This window comes from Pseudovibrio sp. Ad46 (assembly GCF_001623065.1).
In the GTDB taxonomy this organism is placed as follows: Bacteria; Pseudomonadota; Alphaproteobacteria; order Rhizobiales; family Stappiaceae; genus Pseudovibrio.
Window position 1 is genome coordinate 154,197 of the sequence record NZ_LMCG01000080.1, and the last position, 23,545, is coordinate 177,741.

Below are 23,545 nucleotides of genomic sequence, written 5' to 3' on the forward strand. Positions count from 1 at the left end.
AAGCGCGGCGCTAACCCACAGATTTAGGGGCTTTGGCACAAGTAGCGCACAGGAATCTGTGCCAGCACCTCCCCCTGCGAAATTTTTGAGAAATTCAGAGCCGGATTTTGCAGTTTCCGAAAACACGCCCCGAATCTATTCGTTCACTAATGACGAACAATCAGATCACCAAAGCTTACCTTGTTCATTCCAAGCACTGGAATATCTTTAAGGGCATGACGACACCACTGTAAATATTAAGAAATCAGGAGAGCCCCATGTCTGTTACAGCATCTGATTTGAAACTGAGAGTTCGCCCTTCCCACCAGCGCGGCCATGCCGATGCAGGTTGGTTAAAATCCGCCCACTCCTTCAGCTTCGCCAGCTATTTTGACCGCAATAACATGAACTTCCACAATCTGCGGGTCATCAACGATGACTGGGTCGGCCCCGATGGCGGCTTCCCCATGCACCCCCATGAGAACTTCGAAATCTTCTCCTACATGCTGGAAGGCGCACTGGAACACAAAGACACCATGGGCAACGGCAGCACCGTGCACAAAGGTGGCATCCAGTTCATGAGCACCGGCACCGGTGTGCAGCACTCCGAGTTCAACCCGTCCAGCACGGACGAAACGCACCTGCTCCAGATCTGGCTGATCCCGGACCGCAAGAACACCACACCGCGCTATGAGATGTTGGACCTGAGCGAGGAAGCCCGCAGCGGCAAACTACAACTGTTCCTCTCTCAAGATGGCCGTGACGGGTCCATCCGCACAGAAGCCGCCGCCGATGTCTACTCCGGTAAGCTGGATGGCGCTGACACCATCAGCTTTGAGCTGGCAGACGAGCGCGCAGTCTACGTGCACGTGGCCCGCGGCGAAGTGCAGATCGGTGGCCAAACGCTGAGTGATGGCGATGCCATTGAAGCAGAAGGCCGCGGCACGCTGGAACTGAGCAACGGCAATGGGGCTGAGGTCATTCTCTTCCACCTTGTACCGTTCGGCTAAACACAACGCACACCCCATCTGCACCACCCAATGCCTGACAGGTTGGCATTGGCACATTGGAGGGAGGCACTCCTCAAAGACAACAAAAGCCTCCCTCTCTTTTTTCCTTCAGAAGACTCACCTTGCAATACTACAAGGATATTTGTAGTATTATTGCATGACAGAGAATTCTGAGTGCAACACCTCCGCAAATCTAAAGGAAGACGAAGCCGTCGCAGCGCTGAGCGCTCTGGCTCACAAAGACAGGCTCGCTGCCTTCCGTCTCATCCTGACAGCAATGCCCAAGGGCCTGCCCTCTGGACAGATCGCCAAAGATCTCTCCATCGCCCCCACACGCATGTCCTTTCACCTCGCTACGCTTGAACGCGCCGGGCTTCTCACCGCCCAGCGAGAAGGCCGTGTGGTGCGCTATGCCATTGCCCCACACACCATGCGCGGCCTGCTTCGTTTCCTGACCCAGGATTGCTGCAGCGGCGATCCCACCCTGTGTCTGGATTTCAACCCGTTTCCTTGTCGTTGACCGACCCCATCGGAGAGACCAAATGAACCCGATCATCTACCACAACCCAAAATGCGGCACCTCCCGCAACACCCTCGCCATGCTCAAGCAGGCAGGCATGGAACCAGAGGTCATCGAGTACCTCAAAACCCCGCCTTCCCGCGCTACACTGGAAAAGCTGATCAAAGACAGCGGCCTCACCGTGCGCGAAATCCTGCGCAAAAAAGGCACACCCTACGAAGAGCTCGGCCTCGATGATAAAAAATGGACCGACGCGCAGCTCATCGACTTCATCGAGCAACACCCGATCCTCATGAACCGCCCATTCGTCACCACCGCCAAAGGCACCCGCCTCTGCCGCCCTTCTGACGTCCTGCTGGAAATTCTGGATGAGGAACAGATAGGCGCATTCACCAAGGAAGACGGCGAAGTCGTCATTCCGGCAAAGGGTTAAGCCGTGTCTGAGATGTCTTCTGATCTGCCAAAGGTGGAGGCCGACAGCTTCCAACCCATCAACACTGGTGCTCTGCGCAAAGACGACGCGCCAGACCATGCCCCACGCATCCTGCTGCTCTACGGCTCCCTGCGCAAACGCTCCTTCTCCCGCCTCGCAGTGCTGGAAGCCCAGCGCATACTGGAGCAGCTCGGCGCGCAAACCCGCATCTTCAACCCAAGCGGCCTGCCACTGGCTGATGATGCAGAGCCTGACCACCCCAAGGTGCAGGAACTGCGTGAGCTGATGATGTGGTCCGAAGGTCAGGTCTGGTGCTCACCAGAGCGCCACGGCTCCATGACCGGTATCATGAAAACCATGATTGACTGGGTGCCCCTCTCCGTCGGTGCAGTCCGCCCAACTCAGGGCAAGACACTCGCTCTGATGCAGGTCAGCGGCGGCTCCCAAAGCTTCAACGCCGTCAACCAGATGCGCGTGCTGGGCCGCTGGATGCGCATGGTCACCATTCCAAACCAGTCCTCAATCCCCAAAGCGTTTCTGGAGTTCGACGAGACCGACCGCATGAAGCCGTCCTCTCTCTACGACCGCGCGGTGGACGTGATGGAAGAACTCATGAAATTCACCCACCTCACCCGCGGCCATGCAGACTACCTGACCGACCGCTACTCCGAACGCAAAGAAACCGCCGCCGAACTCTCTGCAAGGGTGAACACGAAGTAAGACAGGCACACCTCACGGCAAGGGGCTCAGCTCTCAGCAAGCAAGCCATCACATCATAAGCGCGCTGCAGACCTAAACACCTCAGTGCGCTTATGCTCTGCGAGGTCCAACGCCGGGTAAACCGCTTGCTCATCAACAAACTCGTCAACCAACACATCCTATTCCAGCCACCGTCAACCAATCCCCCTCAAACCACCGCCCGCTAAAACTGACAAGTCTCAACCATGCATTAAACACCTGCTGCCATACACAGCAGTGGGATTGGAACAAACAGAGGCAAGCTTCATGGATTACATTCTGGGTGTTGATGGCGGCGGCTCCAGTTGTCGTGCTGCAATCGCAACAGCAGATGGACGTTTGCTGGGACGCGGCAAAGCCGGATCAGCCAACATCTACAGCGACCCGACCCAGAGCCTCAGCTCCATTCTCCATGCCGCCAAAGAGGCCTGCAAGGACGCAGGGCTGACCGAAGAAGCCTTACAACAGACATTCGCAGTGCTGGGGCTGGCAGGCGCCAACGCCCACAACGACCCCATTGGCCTTGCCGAAAACCTGCCGTTCGCCGCCGTTCAGGTCGTCTCCGACAGCTTAATCGCATTGGAAGGCGCTCATGATTCTGACGACGGTGTCATCGGCATCCTCGGCACAGGGTCCAACTTCATGGCCCGCAAAGGCGAAAAGCACTATTACCTTGGCGGCTGGGGCTTCCATTGCGGAGATCAGGGCAGCGGTGCCAAAATGGGCGAACGCGCACTGGAAGAAGCCTTGCTCGCCCACGACGGCCTGCGCAGCCTATGTCCGCTAACGGAACACATTTTGCGCCAGTTTAACGACGATCCGCGTAAGCTTTCCGAGTTTGCCCGCACCGCAAAGCCAAAAGACTTTGGCGAGTTCATGCCCATCATCCTCGTCTATGCCAAACAGCAAAGCCGCCTTGCCCTCGACATTGTCGAGGAAGGCACCACCTACGTGGCCTCCGCCCTGCGGCTTTTAAGCGATGATGGCAAACTCCCCATCGCTTTGCTCGGCGGCCTGAGCCACGCCTACGACTCGTTTCTGCCTCCAGACCTGAAGCAGTTCATTGTGCCCGCCAAGAACGACGCCCTGCGCGGTGCTCTGGCAATGGCAGAGCGTGAGAACGCCCTGAACACTTGAAGCTCGCCTCTGCTAAAGCATGGCTCAGCCTACTGCTGATGCACCATCACAGTATTACCTGGTGCATAGACGGTAAGCGTGTTGCCAGCAGCAACATCTGAAGTTTTAAGCCCGTTCCCACGCTGCGTGTAAAGCACATTGGTCCCGTTGCTCGTCACAGCAAGCCCGGCTTCGTTGTTATTGCCATGTTGCCATAACGTGCCCTTGGAACTGCTGCCGGATACTTCTACCGAGCCCTGATTACCGTCACCCGTCTGGAACAGATTGCCCGTTGAATTATCACCTGAAATCACAACGGTTGCTTCATTCCCAACACCAGCGGCAGAAGGGGCGAGAAAGCTGTTGCGCACGGCAAGCGCAGCAACATTATCTGCTGTATCCAGTGTATTTTTTGAGGCACCCAACAGCTTGCCGACAAACCATGTCCCACGCAAAGCTTGTTGACCCAAGCCTGCGGTTAAAGTGTCTCCCCCTTGCAAGACAGTCACATCACTGCCACTCGCATTTTGAGAAACCTGAACTTCGTGATTGTCCCCCACCTGCCGGATGAGAGCCGTATTCCCATCACCTGCAAAAGCCGCAGATGGCATCAAAACAGATGCCAGAATTAAACCCGCTAATTTCCTAAACATATCCATCACCCGAAAATTCGGAGCGAGGAGCCCAATGAAGGCTATTGCCCCTGCATGATACTCAGAGAGTTTCCATCTCCAAATTGATTGAAGAGCGCCCGGTTGTTGTTCCCGAACTGCCCCACCAGCGCATTGTTGTCGTGCCCATAGGCTCTGCCGGAGAGTGCATTGCCATATCCATACTGGATAAATCCAAAGCCATTCCCTGTTCCCTCAGCCTCATAAAGCACCGTATTCCCAGTCCCGATAATGAGCCCCTGCCCGGCAACCGGAGAGTTCGGCACGCCGCTGACTGTTTCTGGCATCACAGGAACGATCAAAGTGGCGTAACTCTCTTCCAGCCCCCGAAGACTGATGGTGTTCCCACCAACTTCAGTCACTTGAGGAATGTTGCCCGTAAACACCTTAGCGCTCTTATTTTCCAGTAACTGAGCAGTTGAGGTACCCTGCTGATACCCAGAGGCATCAACTTGCGGAATAACCGCCATTTCCTGGGCAGAGACACCTGAAAGCGCACCACAAACAACACTGCCAAAAACGAAAAAAACGACACGCTTAAACAACATTGCAATGCTCCGGAAGTGGAATACTCCACTCCCATCACATCACAGCATTTTCTTTTTTTTCTGCATTCAGTCACTAAAACTGAAAAGACCCCGGCCCGTAGGCCGGGGAAAGAAGACTTACCAGTTCGAGCCCATCAAAGTATTGAACGGAACAGAACTGTCAGTCACGATAGCTGGAACTCCCACACTGGCAGCACCCTGATTAATAGTTGCAGAGTTGCTGTCACCGGTCTGGCTGACACTAGCAATGTTGAAGTCACCCTTCTGACCAACCATTGCTCTGTTGTGGCTTCCCATCACAGAGACGCCGGCTTGGTTGTAATCACCGATCTGCCCGACCTGAATGTGGTTATCATTGCTGGTAGAGGCATCAGTCCGATTACCAACGTTACCGGTGATCGAGTTGCCGGTACCGTTCTGGGTGAGGAAGATCTTGTTCTGATCACCATTAACGTCTTCAAAATCGATGTTGTTGGCATCACCACCTTTTTGGATGAACTGCAGGCGGTTGTAGCTACCATCAACAACCCCAACCGTTACGCCGTTGTCGCTTGTCGTCTGCAACACATAGAACTTGTTGAGATTAGGACCATTCAAGCCATCAATGTAAACGCCGTTGTTATCACCAGACTGCTTCACAGCAATATATTGCCGATCGCCCCATGAATAACCAGAGAAGGCATTGCCAGCACCAGACTGCTGAATGGAAACTTTGCCGTTGGTACCAGCACCCACGTAGTCAACTGTGTTGGAGTCTCCAGCCTGACGCGCACGGATCATAAAGTTGCTGCCGTTTAGACTGACATCAATATCCTGCATGTCACCAGTCTGGCGGTATCCAGCATCATTCATGTCACCTTCAATGACAGATTTGGTGTAGGACTGATTTGAACCAGCATCCTGAACCAGATCGACCATATTGCCGACACCTCTGGACTCAAGCCAGAAGTTGTTGCGCGAGCCATTCTGAAGAGCTGATGTGTCGTTGGCAGAACCAACCTGAATCAGCTTCGCACCATGGGATGGACCTTCAACAACAGGAGTACCTGTTCCTGTTGGATCTGGTGGAACATCATCAATGTTAGCGCCGTTAAAGTCCCCACGCTGACGAATTGAAGCAGTGTTTACACCACCAGTTACAGAGGTATTTTCCTGCCTAACCTTAGCAACAACGTTGGTGTCACCACGTTGGTCAATTGTCAGGCTGTTCTGTAAGGCAACAGCACCGGCCTGGCCGGTCTGATTAACACGCCAGACACGATGGTCAGGAGTACGATCAGAAGGAGAGCCATTTGCACGCTGCAAGATACTTGCAGTGTTCTGGTCTCCGGACTGACTAACATTTCTCACCATCTGATTGTTATCTTGGTTGATGGAAAGAGTATTGCTGGCGCCATCCTGCACCATCTGCCCGTCGTACTTACCGCTTGGGCTACGATTGCTACCAGCAATGTTATTGCTGCCAGTTTGCAGCACAGTTGCGTTATTACCACCACCTGCAGTGTTGGTCTGCACTACAATCGCGTCGTTGCTGTCGCCAATCTGGGTGATTGTACCCGTGTTGCCTGCACCAGCAAGATTTACCTGGCTCAGGGAAGATGCATTACCATCTCCCGCATGTGCAGCAGCAACTGAAAATGCCAAAGCTGAACATGACAAAATAAGAATTTGCTTCATAATTACGAACCTTCACCTATAATAGTTCGGGTGAGCAAAGGAGATTGTAACCAATCACATTTGCTCCGTTGCGACATGAGGGTGTGTGAGTTTTTGCGAGGTCGCACACCCTCTATTACCGTTTTTACGGTAACCGAGATCTCTTGCCACCATTTCTCATAGTCACTTATTTTCAATGTCTTAGAGAAATTTTGGATCAAGAGGAAAAAGATGGATGTTGTTCTAGAACTGCTGAACATTTTGCAACATCCTAAGATTTCTTATTCGCCCACAGGTTTGACCATGCCAGTGGAACACTACTCCGATACGGACCCATATTCGATGGGGGGCGAGCCTTTTTAACCTTTACACGCTGGGTCACCTGTGCCTTCTCAGATGTGTATTCCTGATACAAAGCATTGGCTTGAGCCGGGTTCTCAAAACTCCAGGCTCCAACACGCGCCCCTTCCATAACAATGGAATAAACCGCCTTCTCAATGGCCTGCTGCACAGCAAGGGTGACAGGCTCATTCTTGGTGATGCCAGCTTCGGCTTCTAAAATTTCATCCAAAGCGATGTAGCGGAACGCGCCGCCTTTCAGCCCGACAGAGACAACGGATTTTTGAACCATCACGTTGGCCATGACTTCACCGGTCCGTGTGCTGACAGCACGCAGCGAAACCGTCACGTCATCCTGCCGGTAATCCGCATTCCCGCCAATGCCCAGATAACGAGCCCCTAATCCGCCTGTTCGGGTGTTGCTGTCATACCCAACGACACCACCTTCAAACAAAACCCCCGCATAAAGCAGTGGTGGCAGAACCTTCGGATCAACTTTGTCTTCACCCAGATAGATTTTGCGGATCTGGGTAACGATCTGGCGTTCTTTCAGCAAAGCATCAAGATTGCCCCTTTCAACCACGCGGAACCATTTGCGATCCCCGGCATCCTGAAGCGCACGAACCAGCATGGTGTCAGCACCCTGTGTCACAGATCGTGACAGTGTCTGAACTTTGTCAGACGGCTTATACTGGCCTGTCAGATCCTGATAACTGTAGACAGCAGCGTAAATCGGTTCCTTCGGAGCGGGCAGCTTTTTCAGCTTGCTGGCTTGCACCGAAATCGTTGCAAGCTGAGGTCCGGGACTAAATGCCATGCGTGTTACCGGCCCGCAGGCAGACAACGACAACGCCATGGCAACAACAATGGATTTCTTCATCATATCAATAACCTGGCATTAATTTATGGGAGTACCGTCCTGCAGGACAGGAACCGTGATATCGGTAATGGCACCCGTGCTTTCATCAATAATCTGCAGCTGAATGGAATCTGTGCCGCGAACAAACGAAACCTTCTGGTCGCCAAAGCTCACAGTGCCGCTGTCTTTCGGATCATCACCAAAAATCGCCTGGGATACCTGATCCGCCAGAGCATAAATCAATCGGTTCTGCAGCTGGCGTACAAACAAATCAGCCAGGCTACTGCCAGAACCATCAGCACCGCTACCAGACCCGGAACCATACTTGTTGCTTCCTCCGACAGTTGCAGTTTTCTGGGCATTCGCCGTTGCAAAAAGGTGGGTAGTATTAGCCGCATATCCGCCAAAGCTCGGATTAGTCGGCTGATAAACAAGTTGTTGTGCGTGAGAGGAGCCAACACTGAGGACACACCCCAGCATAAGCCCGAGAGCAGAATTTAGTCTCATAGCAACCCCTAATCTAACGAGGACTTCACGATAAATTTCTGAGAAAGAAAGTGTCAGTTATATCGATGTAGCTTTGGTATATTAGGGGAATACTATTGTGTCATCTCTCGACATATCGAGGTATTAGTTTCTTTTAACAAGGTAAGAACCAAGTGATTACTTTAAACTAATTTCACCTAGTAGATGCCTGATAGAATATATCACCTATAAATTCATATTGGTATAAATATCAATTCTAATAGAGCCCACACGATTACATCATGCAGATAGCATAAATGCATAACTTGAATGCAAGTTACATCAAGGCAGCTGTTCTAAAAGGGAAATGAACAAGATAGGAAAGGTGGTAGGCCCGGAGGGACTTGAACCCCCAACCAGTCCGTTATGAGCGGACGGCTCTAACCAGTTGAGCTACAGGCCCTTACCGAAGACAGGTTCTACACCAACAACCACGGGTGAGTAAATTGTTTATAGCAGTGAACAAGGCAGATCCTGTTGAAACTTGGGGATGCGCCTTTTCCCCGGCAGATCAACAGAGCATTCATCACAAAGCTTTATAAATACCTGATTTTAAGAGACTATGTGAAAACTAACAGCTTCCGGCAGCCTGACCCCTTGGAGTGCATGATGCGCCAGCCTCTCATTAAGTTCACCGCCTCTTTGTTCCTTCTTGTCATTATTGGCTGGCTACTCTTCATAGGGCGCTCCCTCATTATACCCCTGATTATCGCATTGGTGCTTTGGTACATTATCAACTCCATGTCCTCTGCCCTGCGACATTTGCCTGTGGTTGGACCGTATCTGCCGCGCCCGCTCACCATTTTGCTGGCCCTGTTCGCGATCTTTTATGTCGTCGGCATCCTGTTCAACATCGTCTCAGTCAACCTGCAACAGCTGGCGTTCGATGCACCGACCTATCAGGGACGGCTGGATGAGCTGCTGCTCAAGCTTGCCAACCAACTGAATATGGAAAAGCCGCTCCAACTTTCAGACATCCTGCCCAACTTCTCGCTAAGCGCAGCCCTCAGCACCGGAGCATCCGTTCTCACCAGTCTGGCCGGATCCAGCTCACTGGTCTTCATCTACGTGCTCTTCATGATTTTCGAGGCGGCAACCTTTGACAAAAAGCTCGCCGCCCTCTTTGAAGATTCCGACCGCGTACAGCTTGCGTTCGCCATCCGCGGAGAGATTGGTCGCCGCATGCGTCACTACATGGGCATCAAAACCGGTGTCAGCATCATCACCGGTTTCCTCACCTACGGCATCACGTCATGGGCAGGCCTGCCCTACGCGGCCCTTTTCGGGTTCATCGCCTTCCTGCTCAACTACATTCCAACCATCGGCTCTCTGATTGCCGTCATCTTCCCAAGCCTGTTATCACTGGTCTATTTCGACACCCTCACACCATTTATCGCGATTACTCTTGGGCTGGGAGCAGTTCAGTTCATTCTCGGCAATCTGGTGGAACCACGTCTGATGGGCACACAACTTAACATTTCACCCCTCGTCATTATGATCTCATTGAGCTTTTGGGGGGCATTATGGGGCGTTATTGGAATGGTGCTGTGCGTGCCACTTGTCGTGCTTGCCATCATCATTTGCGCCCAGTTCCCATCTTCGCGTCCCATTGCAATCCTGTTGTCGGGGGATGGCAATGTTGGCGATCCGATAAACCTGGATCATCAAAATCAAACCCGTGAATTGACATGATCACGCCTGAGAGCCGCCGCAATTGTAACTTCTAATTGCATTTCTCGATATTCGGCTGATCAAGAATGATAGTCCGCAGCACGGATCAGGCATCAGCCTCAACAAATTTGAAACTGGAGAATTTAATGCAGAGCGAACAGAAGAAATTGCGTCTTCCAAGTATAAGCGCGCTGGCAGTTGCTGGTCTTGTTGCCGCCGCCCTTGTTGTATCCAGCGGTGTCAATGCCAAGGCTGCTGAACAAACAGGCAAGATCACAATCTCTGGCCAGGGATCGGTCAACGTGGCGCCTGATATGGCGACGCTGGTCTCTCGCGTAATCACACAGGGTGATGATGCAAAGTCCGCCCTTCAGCAAAACTCCGTCACCATGCGCGCCATCCTGCAGGATGTTGAAGACGCAGGCATCGAAAAAAAGAACATCCAGACCACCGGTTTTGACATTTCACCGATCTACGACAACCGCCGCCTCAAAAACAATGAGCCCAAAGCTCCTGAGATTGTTGGCTACCGTGTGCAGAACGGCATCCGCATCAGTCTGCAGGACATCACCAAACTGGGCACCACGCTGGACATGCTGGTGCAAAACGGCTCCAACGATGTTGGCCAGATCCAGTTCGGCGTATCCAATCCTGAAAAATATATTGATGAAGCCCGCGAAAGCGCCGTGAAAGACGCCCGCACCAAGGCGGAAACCTACGCGAAAGCTGCCGGTGTTAGCCTCGGCAAAATTCTCAGCATTTCCGAAGCCGGGTACAACCCGCGCCCTTACCCGGAAATGATGGGCATGAGAGCTGCAAAAATGGACAGTGCCCCGCCAATTGCAGCAGGTCAGGAGACCCTCTCGTCATCAGTTACAATAACCTACGAACTTGTGCAGTAACACAAGCCTCCAATGCAACCTCTCAAAACCCCGCCCCAAGCGGGGTTTTCTTTTTTAATGCCGACAACCATCATAGTCCGGCAACATGCACATTCCCACGAGCGCTCCTATATTGGGGTCTGATAGTCTCCCCCAGACATTCATTATTTATGCATATTCTGAAGCCACCTCGATTCAGAACACCTCACAAAGCACGCAGCATTTTTCATCGTTTCAACAATTCAAAACCGCGCCAGGCTTCACGTAGGCGACCGCCAAGTGCCCGCATAAACCTAGCTATTCAAGTTGCCTTCACATCTGCCGAAAAAAGGACCTCCTCGTGCTGTAAGAAAGCTAAGCCTGCGAAACAAAAGGAACAATCCGCCAATTTATGTTGGGCCAATTTTTGCAAAATCGATTTATTGAAATAGCAGGTGCGCCACGATTTAATAAGAAAAGACTTTACTTATTAAACATCTCAAATTAAATAAGTGATATATTTTTAAATAGGCGATACTCATGACCATATCCAGCCCGGCACAAACAATCCCATTATCGCCCTTCAAAAAGCTGACCATGGATGGTCGCTGGCTTGCGTCTCTCATCATGATTTTGGGTGTTGGGTCGGCAAGCATGAACAACTTCCTCTCCTCCGCCATCATGCCAGATATCATCCGCGATCTTGGCGGCCAGCAACGCGCCTTCTGGGTCCTCAGCCTGTTTCAGATCGGCTCCATTCTGGCAGGCACGGTCACAGGCTCGTTGAAAGCACGCATTGGCGCACGCCCTCTCTTTATCGCGGCGGCCCTGTCGTTTCTGGCAGGCTCATTCGTTGGCGGCGCTGCGAATTCGCTGGAACACCTGCTGCTTGGCAGAATGCTGCAAGGTTTGGGCGAAGGCATGATTGTCTCCCTCTGCTATACGTTGATTTCAGACCTTTATCCGGAAAACGCCGTCTCCTCAGTTTTTGCTTTGCTCTCAGGAGTTTGGGCTGTCTCCGCAGGCATCGGCCCCCTCACCGCAGGTATCCTGACAGAAAGCTGGTCCTGGCGTGCAGTGTTTTACGCCAACCTGCCTCTGTCTTTGATGCTACTCCTGCTGGCAATCACCGTCATCCCGTCCACCACCAGAGACAAAGCCACAACGACGCAATCCTCAGATAAGATGAGCATGTTCCCCCGCCTCGGACTTCTGGCTGTGGCGGTATTGCTCATTGCGTATGTGGGCGAACTGCGCAGCCTTCCCCGCATCACTGGAGCTCTAGGCATTGGCTTGATCCTGCTGTTCCTCGCCGTGAAATGGGATAAGAAAAGCACCAGTCCGTTCATTCCACGCAGTGCGTTCAAGTTCACCGGCATTTTAGGCCTTGGCATGTGGGTCACGCTGCTGCTGTCCATCGCCAGCGCGGCTCGCGTTGTCTATGGCGCTGCTATGGGTCAAGTTCTTTGGGGGCTTTCCGTCACTCAGGCGTCCTATGCCATGGCCATCACAGCCTTCACATGGACAGCCGCCGCATGGATTGTCGCCCGCGTGCAAACACCACACGCCCAAACCTCTCTGATCCGTCTGGGAACCTTAAACATCATTGCTGGCACACTGCTCACCGTTGTTTCACTCTACACGATGTCCCTATGGATATTCCTGCTTTCCTCCGTCTTTAACGGAGCAGGCTTTGGCATGAGCAGCCAGTTCCTGAAGAAGGCAATCATTTACGCAGAAACGGACGACGAGCGCGACAGAGCCTCCGGTTTCATCGGGCCTCTGCAATCCGCAGGCATGGCCATTGGCGCAGCGCTGGCAGGCCTTCTGGCTGGCCTCTCCGGCTTCTCCGTTCCAGGTGCAGAAGACTTGATTACACTGGAAAATGCAGCGCAGTCCGGCCCGGTCCTGTTCCTCATCATGGCGGGCATCGCAAGCATTGCAGCTCTATTGGCGTTCAAGATGCCAAGAATGGCCTAGTCACATTGAAGGGATGACAAACATGTGCCGCAAATGTGGAGACAACCCGGGACGCGATCCGCCAAAGCTTCAGGCACCGGCCGGTGCTTAAAGCGCACCTTACCAAAGTGAGTGCTGATTTTCGGATCAGGACACGCAGGAAAGTAAGTCAGCGTGGAAGCGGTTGACCCGGTGGCGGCGGAGGTGCTCGTCGCAACGGCTGATCAAAATACCTGTCAGGTCCATGCCCACGCCAACCAACACCATGCATGCGGTTCATCATCGCAAACATCATAATCACAGCAATCACCACAAGAACCAGCAGTGTTGTGATGATCGAAGTCGCAATCACCCATCCCCTGCTCGGCTTCCGCCCAATCGAAGCCCTCAACCCGTCCAGCTCACGCCGCATATCTTCCGGTTCCATATCCTGCTCCATGACCGAGTATCATTGTGTAGAATTGCTCTAATACGATTTGCTAGTATTTATGTTCACAAATCGAAGGCTCTAGTAGTTGCAGAGGGATAATGCACCAAAACATAGAACTGGAAATTGAGAGGAAGTATAAGATTCGTCTGCCTGTAACATAAAGGCAAATTTCCAAGGGCGAATGAATATCCTCAAATACAACCCCTGCGTGACACACGGTAACTAGTCAAAATGCTGCGAAGTGAAACAAACTATAAATAAAGTGAAATTTCCTCACCAAAATGCTGCAATACTCAATTTTCTGAAAATGCTATCAACAAATAGGATCTGAATGTGATAATTGTTCCTAATAGAGACTCATAGATATATTGCTTCAACAATAGTGACACTGTCTTTGACGCATTTCACTGATTAATTTCAGTTCATAAATTATCTAAGAACATGATTTTTATAAGTGTCTATTTTAAGTCACTCGATCAATGCACTTCCTGACTTACCTAGAGAATACCATGTACGCAAAAGCCAATCTTCATCACCCTCAATCTCCTTCGCTCCCTGGTCAATTTTCATCAGGCAACTTCGGACACCGCAATGCTACAATTTCTGACTCGCACTTTTTTTTAGGCGAAACAGGTGATGACAATATCGATGGTTTGTTCGTTGGTACCTTTTGGTACGATGAAGACAATCCGTTCCAAACTGAAGTTACCTATAGTTTCCCTCAAGACTCGAATGACTTTCAAAGTGACATGTCTTCCAAGGATGTAACTGCCAAGAACAATTTAATTCCATTTGGAAGCGCTCAGCAAAGCATCATGAGACAAGTTCTTAACGGTTTTGAGGATGTCGCAAACTTAGAGTTCACTAAGGTTGCCCCTCACGTTGAAGCAAATATCGTCATTGCGGGGACCTCCAGCAGCAACGTCAAAACTGCATCAAGCGAGATCCCCTATCTTGATAATGTAAACCAATGGTACAATGCCTTCTACAATGACCTGACTCCAAAAGCAGGGAGTTATACTTGGAAAACTCTAATACATGAAACTGGGCACAGCCTAGGCTTGGCACACGGACACGAGATAGATCGAGAATCTCCATTCTATGATCCGATTCCAGGAAAGAAAATGAAGTATTCGCGAGACTCAATGGAGTTCTCGGTTATGACATATCGCTCATACATAGGTAAATCCTTGGAGAAGGGGTACTCGAACGACGAAAGTAGTTATGCCCAAAGCTTGATGATGTACGATATCGCTGCACTTCAAGAAATGTATGGCGCTAACTATGACACCAATAACGGTGACACAACCTATAAGTTTTCGAGTAATACAGGCGAACTATTAATTAACGGTGTTGGCCAGGGCAAACCTGATGGCAATCGTATTTTCAGGACCATCTGGGATGGTGATGGCAAAGATACCTATGATTTTTCGAACTATGATAATGGAATGACTGTGGACTTGAGACCTGGTAATTGGTCATTATTTTCAGGCACTCAACAAGCTGACCTCGGAGATGGGCGATACGCACGCGCGAATGTGTTCAATGCACTTACACATAATAATGATACTCGCTCTCTTATCGAAAATGCCATCGGAGGAGACGGTAACGATATAATCACCGGAAACAGCGCTAATAATAACCTTAAAGGTAGCGATGGAAACGACACACTTGATGGCAACGATGGAAATGACACACTACTCGGCGGAGATGGCAATGACATCCTACGAGGAGGAGATGGAGCCGACGTTCTTCGTGGAGGAGATGGGAATGACACCATCTATTTTGACAACTCAGATAAATTTTGGGACAGCAACAGAAAAGCTATTAATATTGGCGGAAAGGGCACTGACACTCTTATAATCAATGATGGATCTGCATTTAGAACTTCGAACATCTCAATGTATGGGTTTGAGAAATTTGAAGGGGCAAATCAATCAGATAGTATTCGCGGAGCTTCCAACAGTGTGAACTATCGTCTTGACGGTGGCGGTGGCGATGACATCCTGAGAGGAGCAGGCGGTGATGACACACTTATTGGAGGGGACGGTAACGATACTCTCCGAGGTGGAGACGGTGCGGACACACTTCGTGGGCGCGACGGAAATGACATCATCTACTTTGATAAATCTGACAAATTTTGGGATAACAAGAAAAATGCTATCAACATCGGGGGGGGGGGTAGAGACACGCTAATTCTTGAAGATGGAGCTTCATTCAAAACTTCCAATCTGTCCATGTATGGATTTGAAAAATTTCTCGGTTCCAATCGTACCGATAGCGTGCGCGGCGCTTCCAATAACGTTGACTATCACCTTGACGGCGGTGCAGGTAATGACACCTTACGTGCTGAAGGCGGCGACGACACACTTATTGGCGGCATTGGCAATGATACACTCATAGGAGGTGATGGTAATGATGTCCTTCAAGGAGGTCACGGAGCAGACATCCTACAAGGTGGAGACGGGCACGATACCATTTACTTCGATAATCTTGATAAGTTCTGGGACAGCAAGAAAAAAGCCATTGATATCGGCGGTGATGGCAGAGACACACTCATTCTTGAAGAAGGATCGTCATTTCGAACCTCAAACCTATCTATGTATGGCTTTGAACGCTTCCAAGGCGCTGATTTGGCAGACAGCGTGCGCGGCGCATCTAACGACATCAACTACAGGCTAGTTGGTGGTGGTGGAGATGACAACCTAAGAGCTGAAGGCGGCGACGACACACTTATTGGCGGAGAAGGTAATGATACTCTCCGGGGGGGAGCTGGAGCAGATATTCTGCGCGGGCGCGAGGGAAATGATACCATTTACTTCGATAATCTTGATAAGTTCTGGGACAGCAAGAAAAAAGCCATTGATATCGGCGGTGATGGCAGAGACACACTCATTCTTGAAGAAGGATCGTCATTTCGAACCTCAAACCTATCTATGTATGGCTTTGAACGCTTCCAAGGTGCTGATTTGGCAGACAGCGTGCGCGGCGCATCTAACGACATCAACTACAGGCTAGTTGGTGGTGGTGGAGATGACAACCTAAGAGCTGAAGGCGGCGACGACACACTTATTGGCGGAGAAGGTAATGATACTCTCCGGGGGGGAGCTGGAGCAGATATTCTTCAAGGTGGAGTTGGGGATGACATCTATTATGTTAGCAATACTAGTGACACAGTAACCGAAGAACTTAATGCGGGACTAGATACAGTGTTTTCAAGTGTATCTTTCGAGCTTAGCGATAATGTCGAGCATCTAACACTTATTGGTGATGGCAGTATTAATTCGATCGGCAACGCACTCGATAACGTATTAACCGGCAACGACAGCGACAATCAGATCAATGGCGCAGCTGGAGATGACATTCTCTCGGGCGAGGGAGGAATTGACATTCTCATAGGGGGTGAAGGTAATGACACCTATTATATTCATCACCAAGGTGACATCGTTACTGAAGAGCTGGATGCAGGGTCGGATATCGTATTTTCTAGTGTATCTTTTGAACTTAGTGGCAATATTGAGAGTCTAACACTTATTGGAAATGTCAGCATTAATGCCACCGGCAATGCACTAAACAATACAATTATTGGCAATAATAATGATAATATTATAGACGGAGCCTCGGGAACTGACACCATGAGCGGTGGCATAGGTGACGACACTTATTACGTCGACGATCTCAATGACCTCGTAGTAGAAGAAGTTGATGAAGGAACTGACATTATCTTTGCAGTCACCTCATATGGACTTGCAGAGAACGTTGAAAATTTGACCTTAACCGGAACCACAAATAGCTATGCTGTTGGTAATTCTCTAAACAATACGATAGTTGGCAATGATGGCGATAATTTTATTGAAGGTGGGGCCGGCACAGATGTGTTAACTGGAGGAGCCGGCTCAGATTCATTTAACTTTCGAGAGGGGATGGGGAACGACATAATCACTGACTTTGAAGTCGGTATTGATAAAATCAATATTCCCAACGGGCCGCCACCAGACTATCCAGATTTTATTATCTCCGATATCGGAGAGGATACATTGATTAAATACAACGACGATAGCTTTTTGCTCAAGGATGTCGACGCCACAAGAATTGACCCAGCTGCATTCGATTGGCACTGGGACTTACCATTCTAGATTTAACTGGAGGGATGATCTGTCCCTCCTTTTATTCTCTGCAACATCTACCGATTAAGTAAACAAACCAGCATCCAGTCCGCGCCCTCACCTCACGCAAACGTCTCACCCCATTTCAACAGTTCCAGCAGGATGGGGCCGACGGCTTGGCCTTTTTCGGTCAGGACATAATCGGCCCGTGGGGGGTGGGAAGAGTAGAAGCGCTTTTTGAGGACACCGTGTTCCTCCAGCTTTTTCAGGCGAGTTGAGAGCGTGTTAGGACTGACCTTCAAACTCGTTTCAAGGTCTTTGAACTTACGCGGCCCATCCAGAAAAAACTCTCGTAATATCAAGAGACTCCACGGATCGCCCAGCACGCCAAGCGAGCGCATGATGGGGCAGTTATCGCGGTCAATTCCAGCAAGTTCAGGCGGCAGAAGAGAAGGGTCAAACTCAGTCATATAAGCAGAGGTAGCATAGTAAATTCAAAAATGGAATTGACTCCTATATTTGAAGTCACTACCAATATTGAAGTTATTCAGGAGAACTCCCATGACTTCAATCATTCTGGAATTCATTGTTTTAGCCTTCGCTGTTATATTCCCGACTACACTGGTTGCTATCGTCGCAAACAGAGCCAACCACGCCCAGTTATCACCACCCGCTCAAAGTTGGGCCGTCGGCGTCTTCATCACATTGCTTGGGGTGTGGTTTGCAGCTGCCGTCTTGCTTGCCAAGGCAGATCTGTTCACGCTGCCCACCGAAGCCCCACAGGTTCCACGATTGATCCTTCTGCTTCTGGGCGGCTCCCTCACCGTATGGGCCCTGGCAAACTTCACGGCAGCAGGACGCAAGATTCTGGAAGCCACAGGCCAAAGCGTCTTTATGGGAATTCAAATCCTGCGTGTGATCGGCTTTGTGTTTCTAGTGGGGTGGGCAATGGGGCCAGTGCCATGGGAATTTGCCATGCCAGCGGGCCTTGGAGATATCGCAACAGGCATTCTGGCCGTGTTTGCTTACAAAGCAGTCCGCAGCAACGCCGCCAACGCCCGCGCTCTCATGATCCGCGTTCACATTCTCGGCCTGTTGGATTTCGTGGCCGCAATCGGCACCGGTGTCCTCACCTCAAACGGCTACTTCCACCTGCTCTCAACAGATGCTCCCAACATCATAGACCACTACCCCCTCGTCCTCGTCCCCGCCTTCTTCGTCCCCCTCTTCCTGACAGCGCATATTCTGTCGATCCAGAAGATGGTGACAGAAAATAAGAAAGAGAAAACGGTAGCAGCATAACTCTCAATTAACGCAGGAAAGCCCGTCCACTCTCCAGCCAGAAAGTCTCAACCCAACAAAAAAAGCCGGTCTCCTCACAGAGACCGGCTTTCTTAATTCTCAACCAGAGCAGCAGCTTAGCTGTCCAGGAAGCTCCGCAGTTTGCGGGAGCGGCTTGGGTGCTTCAGCTTACGCAGCGCTTTCGCTTCAATCTGACGAATACGCTCACGGGTAACGGAGAACTGCTGACCAACCTCTTCCAGAGTGTGGTCGGTGTTCATGCCGATGCCGAAACGCATACGCAGGACACGCTCTTCACGAGGTGTCAGCGATGCCAGAACGCGGGTCGTGGTCTCACGAAGGTTCGCCTGAATAGCCGCATCAATCGGCAGGATGGCGTTTTTATCCTCAATGAAGTCACCAAGATGGCTGTCTTCCTCGTCACCAATCGGTGTTTCAAGGGAGATAGGCTCCTTAGCGATCTTCAGCACCTTACGGACCTTCTCAAGCGGCATCTGCAGCTTTTCAGAGAGCTCTTCCGGGGTTGGCTCACGGCCAATCTCGTGAAGCATCTGACGAGAGGTACGAACGATCTTGTTGATCGTCTCGATCATGTGCACCGGAATACGGATAGTGCGTGCCTGATCCGCGATGGATCGGGTGATCGCCTGACGAATCCACCAGGTCGCATAGGTGGAGAACTTGTAACCACGGCGGTATTCGAACTTGTCGACCGCCTTCATGAGGCCAATGTTACCTTCCTGAATAAGATCCAGGAACTGAAGGCCACGGTTGGTGTATTTCTTGGCAATGGAGATAACGAGACGAAGGTTCGCTTCCACCATTTCCTTTTTCGCGATACGTGCTTCGCGTTCACCCTTCTGCACCATGGAAACCAGAGTACGGAATTCGGTGATCTCGAGGCCAGTCTCAGTCGCAAGCGTCTGAATCTCGCCGCGCAGTTCGCGGATCATGTCGCCATCATTGGTCACAAATTTCTTCCAGCCACGGCCAGAAAGGTTTGCAACTTTGCGGATCCAGTTCGGATCCAGCTCAGAACCCTGATAGTGTTTGATGAAGTCAGCGCGGTTCACGCCGTTGCTGTCTGCAAGACGCAGCAAGCGGCCTTCATAACCCATCAGCATTTTGTTGATGGAGTAAAGCTGCTGAACCAGTGTCTCAATACGGTTGTTATTGAGGTGCAGGCTCTTCACTTCAACAATAATGTCTTCTTTGAGCTTCTTGTAACGACGCTCCTGAGACGGAGACAGAGTTTTGTTGGCCAGCTTGTTTTCAACCAGCTGATCCTGAAGCTTGCGCAGCTTCTTGTAATCCTCTGTGATCCTGTCAAAGATCTCAACGACCATAGGCTTCAGTTCTGCTTCCATTACAGAAAGAGAAACGTTTGCCTCGTACTCGTCGTCATCGTCATCAGTGGTTTCACCACCTTCTGCAGGTGCTTCACCCGGTGCGCCCGAAGTAGCATCACCTGGTGCAGCAGCGGCAGGAGCCGCAGCACCGTTAGGCTTGCGGGCTTCTTCTTCCTTGCGCTTGCGGGCTTCTTCTTTTTCCTTAAGGCGCACGGCCTCAGGAACTTCACCCTCGCCAGCGTTTTCCTGCTCAGAAAGGTCATCATCAGATGGACCGTTCTTGTCATCAGGTCCGGAATATGTTGCATCCAGATCAATAATGTCACGCAGCAGAACCTTGCCTTCAGCCAGCTCCTCACCCCAGATGATAATCGCCTGGAAGGTCAGTGGGCTTTCGCAAAGACCTGAGATCATAGCCTCACGGCCAGCCTCAATACGCTTTGCAATGGCAATTTCGCCTTCGCGGGACAACAGCTCAACAGAGCCCATCTCGCGCAGGTACATACGCACCGGGTCATCGGTACGGTCTGTAGGTTCTTTGGCAGTCGTGGTTTTGGTAACAGCAGTAGAAGAAGCAACAACCAACTCACCGCCGTCTACAGCGGGTGGAGCTTCCTCTTCCTCTTTACCTTCTTCTGCATCTTCCGCCTCAACAACGTTGATGCCCATTTCAGAAAGAAGCGACATGGTGTCTTCAATCTGCTCAGAGCTCACCTGATCAGGTGGAAGAACTTCATTCAGTTCGTCATAAGTGATGTATCCGCGTTTTTTCGCGGACTTGATCATTTTCTTGACGGCGGCGACCGACAAATCCAAGAGCGGACCATCTTGTCCCTCTGCGCCTGCCGGTTCCTGCGTATCTTCAGCTTGTGTCGCCTTCGTCGCCATATTCTGCTCCAAAGTCGCTGGTCGTGCTCCAGCGAACTATCGCGTTACGCAATCAATCACCCCCGTGTTTGGACCACACAGGCAGCATTTGAATCACATTTGACTTTGGGGTTTAACGCAAAGTCCCTTAAACCTGACTTAACCCTGGTATCAAAATGTTTTCACGGAATTGAAAACCCAAAACTCATTCGGGCAGGACTGCTCACCGGCATCCCTACCGTTTTAGGCCGTATCCGGCACATTCCAGGCATCGACAGCGCTGATTATCCGATTATGATATCGCCGCTTTAAAGACATCTAAGGTCTACGGGCGCTCGTATCGGCTGTCTGACTTAGTGTATGTAGCCCGCCTTTTGTGATTCGCAAGGGCGATTCGGCATGGTCAATCTGATTCTGGGGGATTTTGGACAGTTCATTGCCTGTTTTTCTGGATAACTTTGAAAAACAAGAGTTCTTCCATCACAATTCTACCTCAAGTTGCGGTCACCAGATCTTCTGGGGGAAGCAGATAAACAGACCCGCAATCCCTCCTCTCAGATCAAGCCAGAACAGACCCTTTTGAGGAGCGCATTTTGGCTGCTCGCTCCGCCAGCTCCTGCTCATCACGCAGGCAATCCTCTCGGCGACGAGCCAAATCCTGCGTAAGCGCCTGAAACCGGCCCCAGCTTTCTTCGGTCAGATCCTGCTCCATGGCCCGCGTTTCATGCTCAAGTTCCTGCTCCAACATGCGCAACTCAAGCATATCAGCATAATTCAGGAACAACATCTCCACGAAATCTTCGGGCGGGTCTTCCTTCAAAACCTGCAGACGATTGGTTAGCGCGTCCCAGCGGCGCAAAGTACTTGCCTTGCTGCTATCGCTTTCAGAACTTGCGCTCACAATAGCTTCCTGCAGGATTTGATAGAACCGTTCATCCAGCTTGTTATAGATCTGCGTCACAGCACCTTCAGCAAGGTCCGTCGCAATCCGAACCAGCGCCGTCATGAACATGGAATGCAGCTCGTTGGAATACGTTAGCTGGGAAATCCGTTCAAAGTGGCGATCAAATAGTTCCGGATACATCAGACACATGGTGCAGAAACTGCGCTCCACCCCATAAGAAGGCGTATCAGGCGCTTCAACGCGGGCACGGGACGCCCACTCATCATCTGCACCTTGTTTCTTGTTGCCGCGCCAGCCCTCGTCACGCCCACCGCCGCTTTTGCCACGGTTCCGGCGGCTCTCCTCATAAAACAAGTTGGAGAGTTTGAGACGCAAGTCCATCCGATAACGCTTCTGAACGCGCTCATCTTTGATGGTCCCAACCAGATCTTCAACGGCCTTTTCCAGCGCAGCCTTGCGCTCAGGCGTATCAATCCGGGCTTGCTCGCTCTCACGGCGCCAAACCACTTCTGAAAGTGGCAGAGCTTTCTCAATCTCTCCGTACATAGCAGCAGTGCCACCAGCATTAATCACATCATCCGGATCCTGCCCGTCAGGCAAAAACGCAAACTGGAAAGACTTACCGCTGGTCAGAACTGGAAGAATACGATCAACCGCTCGGTGGGCAGCAGAGATACCGGCGACGTCACCGTCAAAGCAGACCACTGGTTCATCAGCAAACTTCCAAAGCCGCATAATCTGGTCTTCGGTAAACGCAGTCCCCAAACTCGCGACCGTCGCTTTGATGCCAACCTGCCAGAGAGCAATGGCATCCATATACCCTTCCACCACGATCGCTTGTCCGCTCTCATAAGCAGGCTGGCGCGCGCGATGCGCATTAAACAGCATCGTCCCTTTGTGAAAGACAGGTGTTTCCGGTGAGTTCAGATATTTCGGCTGGCCATCCGGGTCCATGGTCCGGCCACCAAAAGCAACTGCCCTGCCCCGATCATCATGGATCGGGATCATCAGACGATTGCGAAACCGGTCATAGGACGGACGCCCGTCCTCGGGTTTAATGAGCAACCCCACTTCAATCAGCTCAGCTTCAGTGACGTCTTTCGCCATCAAAGCCTTCTTCAGATTATCACGTCCCGGAGGCGCAAAACCAAACTGAAACTCGTTCAGTGTCTCGGCGCTCAAACCGCGCCGCTGCACATACTCTTGCGCAGCGCGCCCGTCAGCAGACTGGAACACATGCCGGAAATAGCGTGCCGCCATCTCACAGACATCGGTCAGAGAATTGCGCTTTGCAGCTCGTTTTGCGGCCTGAGGATCGGGCGCAGGCATCGCGATTCCGGCTACACCGGCCAGTTCTTCCACAGCTTCGGGGAAACTGAGGCCCTCAGTCTCCATCAGAAACTTGAAATGATCTCCACTTTCACCACAGCCAAAGCACTTGTAGCGGTTGCGGCGCTCATCAACATGAAAGCTGGGAGACTTCTCTGAATGGAAGGGACAACAGGCCCAATAATCACCCTTTCCGGGCTGCGATTTACGCCGATCCCAGGTTACACGTCGCCCCACCACATCTGTAAGCGAGACGCGGTTGCGAATGTCATCAAGAAAGAGCTGATCGAAACGCATAATGGTCCAATTTGTCGTAGTGGCCTGAAAGCAGCTGAGCTGGGTATTATATAGCCGTGAAGGCCCCAAGAAGCCAG

19 protein-coding genes and 1 tRNA gene are annotated in these 23,545 nt (G+C 51.2%); 10 read left to right on the forward strand and 10 right to left on the reverse strand.

Annotation, left to right across the window (positions count from 1 at the left end; genetic code table 11):
* The first annotated feature begins 257 nt into the window (after positions 1–257).
* The 5 genes from PsAD46_RS24045 to PsAD46_RS24065 all read left to right on the forward strand — a co-directional run bounded on the left by PsAD46_RS24045 (position 258) and on the right by PsAD46_RS24065 (position 3,817).
* A complete protein-coding gene (locus PsAD46_RS24045; RefSeq protein WP_063293938.1) occupies positions 258–989 on the forward strand; it encodes a pirin family protein in 732 nt (243 codons plus the stop codon).
* Positions 990–1,146: 157 nt separating this feature from the next.
* The gene (locus tag PsAD46_RS24050; protein ID WP_063298235.1) at positions 1,147–1,509 is read left to right on the forward strand and encodes a metalloregulator ArsR/SmtB family transcription factor; all 363 of its coding nucleotides are present in this window, start codon (positions 1,147–1,149) and stop codon (positions 1,507–1,509) included.
* 22 nt (positions 1,510–1,531) lie between these two features.
* The gene (gene arsC / locus PsAD46_RS24055) at positions 1,532–1,942 is read left to right on the forward strand and encodes an arsenate reductase (glutaredoxin) (RefSeq protein ID WP_063289985.1); all 411 of its coding nucleotides are present in this window, start codon (positions 1,532–1,534) and stop codon (positions 1,940–1,942) included.
* 12 nt (positions 1,943–1,954) lie between these two features.
* On the forward strand, positions 1,955–2,662 hold the full coding sequence (gene arsH, locus PsAD46_RS24060) for an arsenical resistance protein ArsH (protein WP_063289986.1): 708 nt from the start codon (positions 1,955–1,957) through the stop codon (positions 2,660–2,662).
* Positions 2,663–2,947: 285 nt separating this feature from the next.
* The gene (locus PsAD46_RS24065; RefSeq protein ID WP_063289987.1) at positions 2,948–3,817 is read left to right on the forward strand and encodes a BadF/BadG/BcrA/BcrD ATPase family protein; all 870 of its coding nucleotides are present in this window, start codon (positions 2,948–2,950) and stop codon (positions 3,815–3,817) included.
* A 29-nt stretch (positions 3,818–3,846) separates the two neighbouring features.
* On the opposite strand, the gene PsAD46_RS24070 is transcribed toward PsAD46_RS24065, so the two are convergent.
* The 6 genes from PsAD46_RS24070 to PsAD46_RS24095 all read right to left on the reverse strand — a co-directional run bounded on the left by PsAD46_RS24070 (position 3,847) and on the right by PsAD46_RS24095 (position 8,797).
* The gene (locus PsAD46_RS24070; protein ID WP_063290150.1) at positions 3,847–4,449 is read right to left on the reverse strand and encodes a curlin; all 603 of its coding nucleotides are present in this window, start codon (positions 4,447–4,449) and stop codon (positions 3,847–3,849) included.
* 41 nt (positions 4,450–4,490) lie between these two features.
* Entirely contained in the window at positions 4,491–5,015 is a 525-nt protein-coding gene (locus PsAD46_RS24075) for a curlin repeat-containing protein (RefSeq protein WP_063308030.1), read from the reverse strand.
* A gap of 117 nt (positions 5,016–5,132) precedes the next feature.
* A complete protein-coding gene (locus tag PsAD46_RS24080; RefSeq protein WP_063308031.1) occupies positions 5,133–6,692 on the reverse strand; it encodes a curlin in 1,560 nt (519 codons plus the stop codon).
* 250 nt (positions 6,693–6,942) lie between these two features.
* Positions 6,943–7,893, reverse strand: coding sequence for a CsgG/HfaB family protein (locus PsAD46_RS24085; protein ID WP_063302580.1), 951 nt, complete (start codon positions 7,891–7,893; stop codon positions 6,943–6,945).
* A 15-nt stretch (positions 7,894–7,908) separates the two neighbouring features.
* Positions 7,909–8,376 (reverse strand): curli assembly protein CsgF, encoded by a 468-nt coding sequence (locus tag PsAD46_RS24090; RefSeq protein WP_208860170.1) that lies wholly within the window; start codon positions 8,374–8,376, stop codon positions 7,909–7,911.
* Between the two features lie 344 nt (positions 8,377–8,720).
* Positions 8,721–8,797: transfer RNA gene (locus PsAD46_RS24095), tRNA-Ile, on the reverse strand.
* A 206-nt stretch (positions 8,798–9,003) separates the two neighbouring features.
* Here PsAD46_RS24095 and PsAD46_RS24100 point away from each other — a divergent pair.
* The 3 genes from PsAD46_RS24100 (at position 9,004) to PsAD46_RS24110 (ending at position 12,905) form a co-directional block, all read left to right on the forward strand.
* Complete coding sequence (locus tag PsAD46_RS24100; protein ID WP_057461156.1) at positions 9,004–10,086, forward strand: AI-2E family transporter; 1,083 nt, start codon at positions 9,004–9,006, stop codon at positions 10,084–10,086.
* 125 nt (positions 10,087–10,211) lie between these two features.
* Complete coding sequence (locus PsAD46_RS24105; RefSeq protein WP_063289991.1) at positions 10,212–10,967, forward strand: SIMPL domain-containing protein; 756 nt, start codon at positions 10,212–10,214, stop codon at positions 10,965–10,967.
* A gap of 498 nt (positions 10,968–11,465) precedes the next feature.
* Positions 11,466–12,905 carry an MFS transporter gene (locus PsAD46_RS24110; RefSeq protein ID WP_208982012.1) on the forward strand — a complete coding sequence of 480 codons (1,440 nt, stop codon included), beginning with the start codon at positions 11,466–11,468 and terminating at the stop codon, positions 12,903–12,905.
* Positions 12,906–13,053: 148 nt separating this feature from the next.
* Here PsAD46_RS24110 and PsAD46_RS24115 read toward each other — a convergent pair whose 3' ends face one another.
* The gene (locus tag PsAD46_RS24115; protein ID WP_057461158.1) at positions 13,054–13,311 is read right to left on the reverse strand and encodes a hypothetical protein; all 258 of its coding nucleotides are present in this window, start codon (positions 13,309–13,311) and stop codon (positions 13,054–13,056) included.
* A gap of 512 nt (positions 13,312–13,823) precedes the next feature.
* Here PsAD46_RS24115 and PsAD46_RS28025 point away from each other — a divergent pair.
* Complete coding sequence (locus PsAD46_RS28025) at positions 13,824–17,450, forward strand: hypothetical protein (RefSeq protein ID WP_063308033.1); 3,627 nt, start codon at positions 13,824–13,826, stop codon at positions 17,448–17,450.
* Positions 17,451–17,542: 92 nt separating this feature from the next.
* On the opposite strand, the gene PsAD46_RS24125 is transcribed toward PsAD46_RS28025, so the two are convergent.
* Positions 17,543–17,890, reverse strand: coding sequence for a helix-turn-helix domain-containing protein (locus PsAD46_RS24125; RefSeq protein WP_057461116.1), 348 nt, complete (start codon positions 17,888–17,890; stop codon positions 17,543–17,545).
* A gap of 91 nt (positions 17,891–17,981) precedes the next feature.
* Between PsAD46_RS24125 and PsAD46_RS24130 the strand changes: the two genes are divergently transcribed.
* Positions 17,982–18,722 carry a hypothetical protein gene (locus tag PsAD46_RS24130; protein WP_063302582.1) on the forward strand — a complete coding sequence of 247 codons (741 nt, stop codon included), beginning with the start codon at positions 17,982–17,984 and terminating at the stop codon, positions 18,720–18,722.
* Positions 18,723–18,838: 116 nt separating this feature from the next.
* On the opposite strand, the gene rpoD is transcribed toward PsAD46_RS24130, so the two are convergent.
* Both rpoD and dnaG read right to left on the reverse strand, forming a co-directional pair.
* The gene (gene rpoD / locus PsAD46_RS24135; RefSeq protein ID WP_063308034.1) at positions 18,839–20,959 is read right to left on the reverse strand and encodes an RNA polymerase sigma factor RpoD; all 2,121 of its coding nucleotides are present in this window, start codon (positions 20,957–20,959) and stop codon (positions 18,839–18,841) included.
* 538 nt (positions 20,960–21,497) lie between these two features.
* Positions 21,498–23,468 (reverse strand): DNA primase, encoded by a 1,971-nt coding sequence (gene dnaG, locus PsAD46_RS24140; RefSeq protein WP_057461118.1) that lies wholly within the window; start codon positions 23,466–23,468, stop codon positions 21,498–21,500.
* Between the last annotated feature and the right edge of the window lie 77 nt (positions 23,469–23,545).